At 45.4% G+C, this 5,962-nt stretch carries 7 protein-coding genes; 3 read left to right on the top strand and 4 right to left on the bottom strand.

Annotation, left to right across the window (positions count from 1 at the left end; genetic code table 11):
* The first annotated feature begins 194 nt into the window (after window positions 1–194).
* On the top strand, window positions 195–899 hold the full coding sequence (locus tag KDK13_RS11985) for a Fic family protein (RefSeq protein ID WP_257285206.1): 705 nt from the start codon (window positions 195–197) through the stop codon (window positions 897–899).
* A 120-nt stretch (window positions 900–1,019) separates the two neighbouring features.
* Here the strand turns inward: KDK13_RS11985 and KDK13_RS11980 are convergent, their stop codons facing one another.
* Together KDK13_RS11980 and KDK13_RS11975 are read right to left on the bottom strand one after the other, a co-directional pair.
* On the bottom strand, window positions 1,020–1,412 hold the full coding sequence (locus tag KDK13_RS11980; RefSeq protein ID WP_257285205.1) for a type II toxin-antitoxin system VapC family toxin: 393 nt from the start codon (window positions 1,410–1,412) through the stop codon (window positions 1,020–1,022).
* Window positions 1,409–1,651 (bottom strand): Arc family DNA-binding protein, encoded by a 243-nt coding sequence (locus KDK13_RS11975; RefSeq protein WP_257285204.1) that lies wholly within the window; start codon window positions 1,649–1,651, stop codon window positions 1,409–1,411. Before KDK13_RS11975 ends, KDK13_RS11980 begins: the two co-directional genes overlap by 4 nt.
* A 250-nt stretch (window positions 1,652–1,901) precedes the next feature.
* On the opposite strand from KDK13_RS11975, the gene KDK13_RS11970 reads away from it, so the two are divergent.
* Together KDK13_RS11970 and KDK13_RS11965 are read left to right on the top strand one after the other, a co-directional pair.
* Entirely contained in the window at window positions 1,902–2,816 is a 915-nt protein-coding gene (locus KDK13_RS11970) for a hypothetical protein (protein ID WP_257285203.1), read from the top strand.
* Window positions 2,817–3,243: 427 nt separating this feature from the next.
* Window positions 3,244–3,612 carry a hypothetical protein gene (locus KDK13_RS11965; RefSeq protein WP_257285202.1) on the top strand — a complete coding sequence of 123 codons (369 nt, stop codon included), beginning with the start codon at window positions 3,244–3,246 and terminating at the stop codon, window positions 3,610–3,612.
* 47 nt (window positions 3,613–3,659) lie between these two features.
* On the opposite strand, the gene KDK13_RS11960 is transcribed toward KDK13_RS11965, so the two are convergent.
* Window positions 3,660–5,654: an F-box/WD repeat-containing protein gene (locus KDK13_RS11960; RefSeq protein ID WP_257285201.1), complete on the bottom strand. Its 1,995-nt coding sequence runs from the start codon at window positions 5,652–5,654 to the stop codon at window positions 3,660–3,662.
* 30 nt (window positions 5,655–5,684) lie between these two features.
* A partial coding sequence (locus tag KDK13_RS11955; RefSeq protein WP_257285200.1) for a hypothetical protein occupies window positions 5,685–5,962 on the bottom strand: 278 nt, incomplete at its 5' end.

Raw genomic sequence — 5,962 nt, 5'->3', positions numbered from 1 at the left:
TTCTCCCACAGGGGACTTTCACCCCATCAGTTCATGCCCATGCCGGGCGTACCAAAAAATTCCAGCGGACACTCGCTCCGCTCGTGCCGCTGAATTTGGCGGTAGCCGTTCTATCTCAACAGTCTACGGCATGACGATCAGAACTCATGCAGATATAATGTGAGAAATTCCAACACAACCCTTGAGATACACAAATGACAGCGGCAAAAGATACAGTTTGGGGAATGAGTCCTAATCGTGGGATGGCCAAGCAACTTGCCGTTCGGGATATTCCTTCTCTGGTTTATGATGCAGTAAATCTTGAAGGGGTCGCAATGACCTTACCAGAAGTTCAGACGTTATTAGACGGAATCACAGTTGGTGGTCACAAAATCAGCGATCAGAATATGGCTTTGAACCAGGCTGCTGCATGGAAACATCTGTTTTCTCTTGTCTCTGATGATAAGTTCTCTTTTTCAAAGGACGTTGCGTTATCTATTCATAGCATTGCAGGAAAAGAGGAAGCCCTGGAGTGGGGGGCTTTTCGCACTGGCAATGTAACGATTAGCGGATCTGAGTACGAACCTCCTTCTCCTAAAGACCTTGATCATGCCTGGGAAGAGATTGAGTCTGAAATTGTTGCTTGTAACGATGTTTATGATCTGGCAATTACTGCTTTTCTGAGAATGGCAAGAGCACAGTTTTTCTGGGATGTGAACAAGCGCATGGGGCGGTTCATGATGAATGGTATTCTGCTTACTTATGGGTTTCCAATCATCAATGTGCCAGCAAAGCGACAGAAAGAGTTTAATCAGTTGATGCTGGATTTTTATACGACAGCAGAAATGACTGAGATGAATAAGTTTTTGAGATCGTGCACTCACGAAAAAATCATAGAGAACTTCCAAACGAACGGCTAAATCGGGTAGCGGGAGGTCTCTAACCTCCAGCCCCCACACCACCGCACATGCGGGTCCGCATACGGCGGTTCACCGAGGAGTGCTGGCCAAGTCAGAACAAACTGGCACGGATTATTGGTGTCAGCCACACAACGGTTTTGCAATCAAAGGGAATTCAGAAATTATTTTTTTATCCATCGTGAATAGCTCTATTCCAAGATTCATTGCCAGGGAAACATATTCACAGTCGTATGCTGAACAATTACTCTGATTTACAAGGGAGAGAACACTCAGAGATTTAATGTCGTATTCATTGCCAGACATTAATATTTCAGCTTCGTTTTGTATTTCAAGAGCCTTATCGTAAGTGATGAGTTCTTTTCTAAGGTACAAGGCCAAAACATTTCTGAATTCACTTCGCCAAAGATGAGGAGCAACCCACATGGGGTCATTCTCAAGGAGTTTTTCCGCATGAGGGGTATATTGTGTTGGCAGGTATAAATAAACAAGTATGTTAGTATCGACAACAATCATGATCTGCCTTCATTAATTGCGCTTTGGATATCGTCAGCATCAACCCGATTGGCCTCAATTCCATGACGCAACTCTCTGGCACGCCGCAAATGCTCAGAAGGGGATACTCGCTTTGGCAGGAGAATTTGCTCAAGGCAATGAATGAGTTCACTATTTATACTTCTGTGGTGGGCAGACGCGGCCTCTTTAAGTCTGTTATAAAGTGTTTCAGGTATATTTTTAACGGTAAGTGATGGCATTTGTGTAATCCTCAGGAAATTGCGATGGTTCCATTATGGTTGCAAAATGCCATTCGGTCAAACCACGCACCTAACGAATAAAGCTTCGCTACGGTATCGGGTTAAGGATGCCAGGCACTTTCTGGTACAAGTAGGGATCAAACCGACTTGTCGGCAGAAAAGTCATGATTGGTAATCATAAGTTAAGTGGGTAAGCTATATTGCTACTGATCATAATTATTGAATGTTTAAGAATTGCAAGGGGCAGAATATGCAGGTAGCAGCAAGGCCATTGATGCGGACTTTATTGAAGAGCCAAATACATGATAAAAGTATTAATCTCACCTTCAGGGGTAGTTTTTGTAGTCGGGAGATTAGTCTAACACCATTTAGAGGATTGGGGAGACGAACGCTTTTAATTTCTAACCAGGGAATGCCTTATTCGCAACCGCTGAAAATTTCCAGGCAATGTAGAGTCATTGATCGATATACAAATACAATTTCCTCCAGGGATAGATGTCCAGTTGGCAAAGAGTGTCCAGAGGAGAGCGGTGATCAAAGAGAATATAAAACCGATGTTGTTGAACCTCGATATTCTAAGGTTTGTGTTGAGGAAAAAAGAATAATGAAAAGTATTGATATGAGAATAGAAGAGAACCGTCTGGAAACATTCAAACCCTTCGATTCATTTGAAAAAGGCAGGTCAGACGAATATATTGAATCCTGGTTTACTCACAAGCCAGAGGATTATGCAAAAAATGGTTTTTTTATTGAATTGATTTCAAACACCCCGGAGTACCAAATCATATGCGCCTTCTGTAAAGGTGTAGTTGTATGTACAATTGATGGGGAAAATTATTTTAAAGCGGGAATAAATATTGAACAACAGCATATTGATAGGTTTCCCTGGTGCCAAATGGCCCGAGCAAAAGCTGATTTTTTGAAACTTACACCAGACCATAAAAATTTGATGAGGCTCGAAGAAGGAGGCGTGAAGGAAATGCAAAAAATCCTCGACAAATATCGTATTGTTATGAAAGTTTCAAAAGAATTCAAAGGGACCTTGTGGGATCTGATGCAAGAATATGAAGAGGTATCTTTCGGCAATAATATTAATTTTTCAGAAAATCTGTTTTCCATGAATAAGGAAATCTTTTGGAATCGACTATACCCAATGAAAAATTGATTTTAATATGGTGGAACCTGATCTTTAAGTCTTTCAATGAAACAAACGGTGATTATGGTGGAAAATCACCAGTTTCTTTCTTACGTTGATGATTGATAGCTGGGACAGTTTGTTTAAAGCGATTGCCCATGGTGCAAAAGCACAGAAGATAGCTTTTGACACGTCATGATTTACAAAATAGCCAGAACTTTTCAGTGTAGTGATAGTTATTTCCCGTAGCAGGACGAGCTGCGGCCTATCTATTTTTTCTGAAATTATGAATACACCGGTTTTCAGGTTAGGCCTTCTGACGTGTATTCGTCGGGAGTCATTGGCTATTTGGCTTCGGTACTTACATTTTTGCTTACACAATCTCAATTCGTTTTCGTATAATGCACAGCAATGCTTATTCTGTCACTGATTCCCCGTTGTATGCTGAGGGTAATAAATGAGAATGATCTTATTGGTTCTGCTAGTAGTGAGTCCCAATATTTTTGCTCAGAAGTTCTTGAGCTTTGACGCATTGGTAGGAAAGGAGTTAATGGTTGATAACCACTGGGCTGGAGAATCATTTATGTTAGAGCGCTCTAATGAAAAGTTCAGTGTATGTCATACCATTTTCGGCTCCGGTGTGCCGGTGACTTCAAGAACTTCTTATCCAGTCTATCCGTTAAGTGAGCGTAAAATTGGTTTCTCAATTTCTCCTGAAAAAGAGAGCGATAAATTTGAATTCACCTTTGCCCTGACACAACAAGGGGAGCTGGAAATGTTTCATGAAGGCTATAAGCTGGCACCGTACACGGTAATAAACAAATAGATCAGGATAATCGAGGAAAATAAGTGACAGGTCTGTGCATAAACGATTCAAGGTTGATCAGGCACAATCCGCCAGAATGTCATCACCTCTTTATCGTTGCGATATACCCTGGTTTGTAAAGAGCGGCTGCAGGGGCTGAACTCAAAATCTCTGATCTGCCCATCCGGCCGCCACCGGTTTTTTTCCTGCCAGGATCCATCGCTGGCCAACCCCAGAAGCAACATGGAGCCTCCGGCGACCAGCGAGGCAAGCAGGCAGCCCTGCCGGTTAAAGCATACCTCCTTTATGGGCTGGTTAATTTGTTGCCGCAACCATTGCCCGGTCAGCGTGTACTGATAGATATCCGTGCTTTCTGATTCACCTCTGCAAATCAGTGTATTGCCCCGGGGGCTGCATTTCAGCAGGGAGCTGGAACTCAGTGTCTGTGCGCACTCCCACTGCCCTGAGTCACGACGTTGCCAGATACAGGCTCTCAGTTTATCGTCGTCTGCATCCAGCGACGATGCAGCCATCATAAAATACAGCCGCCGGGAATCCATGGAAAACTGAATGTCTGGCAACTTCAGGAGTACTTGCCCGGCTTCCTCGTTATAAGCCCGGTCCTGCATAACCGGCGACCAGCGGTGGTCGTCGCCCAGGCCCCAGATGTCGAAGCCAGTGATCGTGGTGACAACCAGTAGCCTGCCATCAGGGCTAAAAGCGGCGCAGAGCAAAAAGCAGTGGCCTGGGTCATTGTGTTTTTTGGTAATAGTTAGCCTGTGTGACCACTGGCGGTTCGGGCCAAGCCCGGCAACTTTGACACAAAACTCTTTTTCAGTGCCCGCAATGGACTCATCAAATATCCCGACATCATCAGACCACAGGGCAAAATGGCGGCTATCGGGGCTGAATGCCATATCAAACTCCATGCCAAACAGTCGGTATTCTTCCGACTCTGCCTGGCTGGCCAGAGCACCATTGCTACCCGGCCCAAAGGCCATTGAACTGCTGCACGACCATAATCCATCAGCATCCCGGGCTAAGAAAAAGACTTCAGCACCATCGAACAGGACAAGAAATCGGCTATCCGGACTGAAACAGATTTCATGGTTATCACCCCAGCTTAAATCGTTATTATGCCGCCAGTTGCCATCAGTTTCGCAACACAGGATGACTCCTCCCGATTCATAGTCAATACATACCAGTGACTTGCCATCGTCCGAAAGGATCATTTCATTTATACGCGGGTGTGCGAAGTGGGGGTAGACGTCGACAGCAGTCATTTGCTGCGCCTCGGACCAGAGGCCGGAATCACTGCGCTTGAAGACAGACAGCAAATGTTCGTGGCCGCTAAACTCTGTGCCTTCTGCCGGTGGTTCACCGGACAACCGGTCATAGGGTAGAAACAGAATATTTCCCCCATGCTGGTTGTGGATGTTTATCTCAGTGGTGTACTCCATCGATAACTCCCGGCCCCAGTTGCCGCTGTTGTCCGGAGCCCAGATATGGATGGCTCTGGCCCGGCCGTCTTCATTGATCAGGCGGTTGTGGTTGGCATTCAGGAAAAAAGACGAAACCACCGGTACAAACTCCATGCACCCCGACGCAGCCAGGGTGACCGATGGCGCATTGATCATTTGCTGGCAGAAATGGTTGGTATAATGGGCACAAAGCGCTTCCTGCTTGCACTGGACAGGGTAGCAGGGGCTGAAAACGGAAGGCACTGTCCTGAGGTGGTGCAACAGTTGCGGGTTGGCACTGACCATCACCTGGTAAAATTGCTGCTCTGCCTTTGGCAGGGATAAAAAGTACCGGTTGTAATTGTGGAGCTCGCTTACCGACAGCCCACATTTATCGTGGATAACAGTGCGAACCCTGCGGGACACCAGCTCCAGGTTAGCCAGATCCTGTATCGAAAGATAACTTAACAGGTTAGCCAGTAAATCCCCCGACATTGAACGAATATACCGGCCAAAGTCACTGGCCGGAAAGTCAACACGACTTTGTGGCTCCTGATGAACATGGCAGGTTTTGAGTTGTTTGACGATGGGGTACATAAACATGCCTTTCGACTCACCTGGAAACAGGAAAAATCAGAATAGTAGAGCCTGCGGATCATTTAAACCGGAAAGAGTGATTTTGGGCAGGCTCCTTGCATGAATATCATGAAACAGGTATGCAGCAAGAGTACGGAACACCTGACCACCCCGTGGAATAAATTCGGTAATATCCCTGTCCTCAAGATAACCGGTGGGGAGATTTCCATCAGTCAGGGATAACGGTGTGAAGCATAAGAAATAAAGATTCCAGCTTATCTTTAACGAACCTTGCGAAATTCTCCATCCATAGCGGCATTGCGTAGCTTTGCCGT

The sequence above is a fragment of the Endozoicomonas sp. SESOKO1 genome (assembly GCF_024606265.1).
Classification (GTDB): domain Bacteria; phylum Pseudomonadota; class Gammaproteobacteria; order Pseudomonadales; family Endozoicomonadaceae; genus Endozoicomonas.
Note: the sequence above shows the minus strand (reverse complement) of the source record. Positions and strands in the feature narration are given on the sequence as shown.

Coding starts and splice junctions, on each gene's coding strand:
- KDK13_RS11985 (WP_257285206.1), top strand. CDS start 195: ATGACAGCGGCAAAAGATACAGTTTGGGGAATGAGTCCTAATCGTGGG.
- KDK13_RS11980 (WP_257285205.1), bottom strand. CDS start 1,412: ATGATTGTTGTCGATACTAACATACTTGTTTATTTATACCTGCCAACA.
- KDK13_RS11975 (WP_257285204.1), bottom strand. CDS start 1,651: ATGCCATCACTTACCGTTAAAAATATACCTGAAACACTTTATAACAGA.
- KDK13_RS11970 (WP_257285203.1), top strand. CDS start 1,902: ATGCAGGTAGCAGCAAGGCCATTGATGCGGACTTTATTGAAGAGCCAA.
- KDK13_RS11965 (WP_257285202.1), top strand. CDS start 3,244: ATGAGAATGATCTTATTGGTTCTGCTAGTAGTGAGTCCCAATATTTTT.
- KDK13_RS11960 (WP_257285201.1), bottom strand. CDS start 5,654: ATGTTTATGTACCCCATCGTCAAACAACTCAAAACCTGCCATGTTCAT.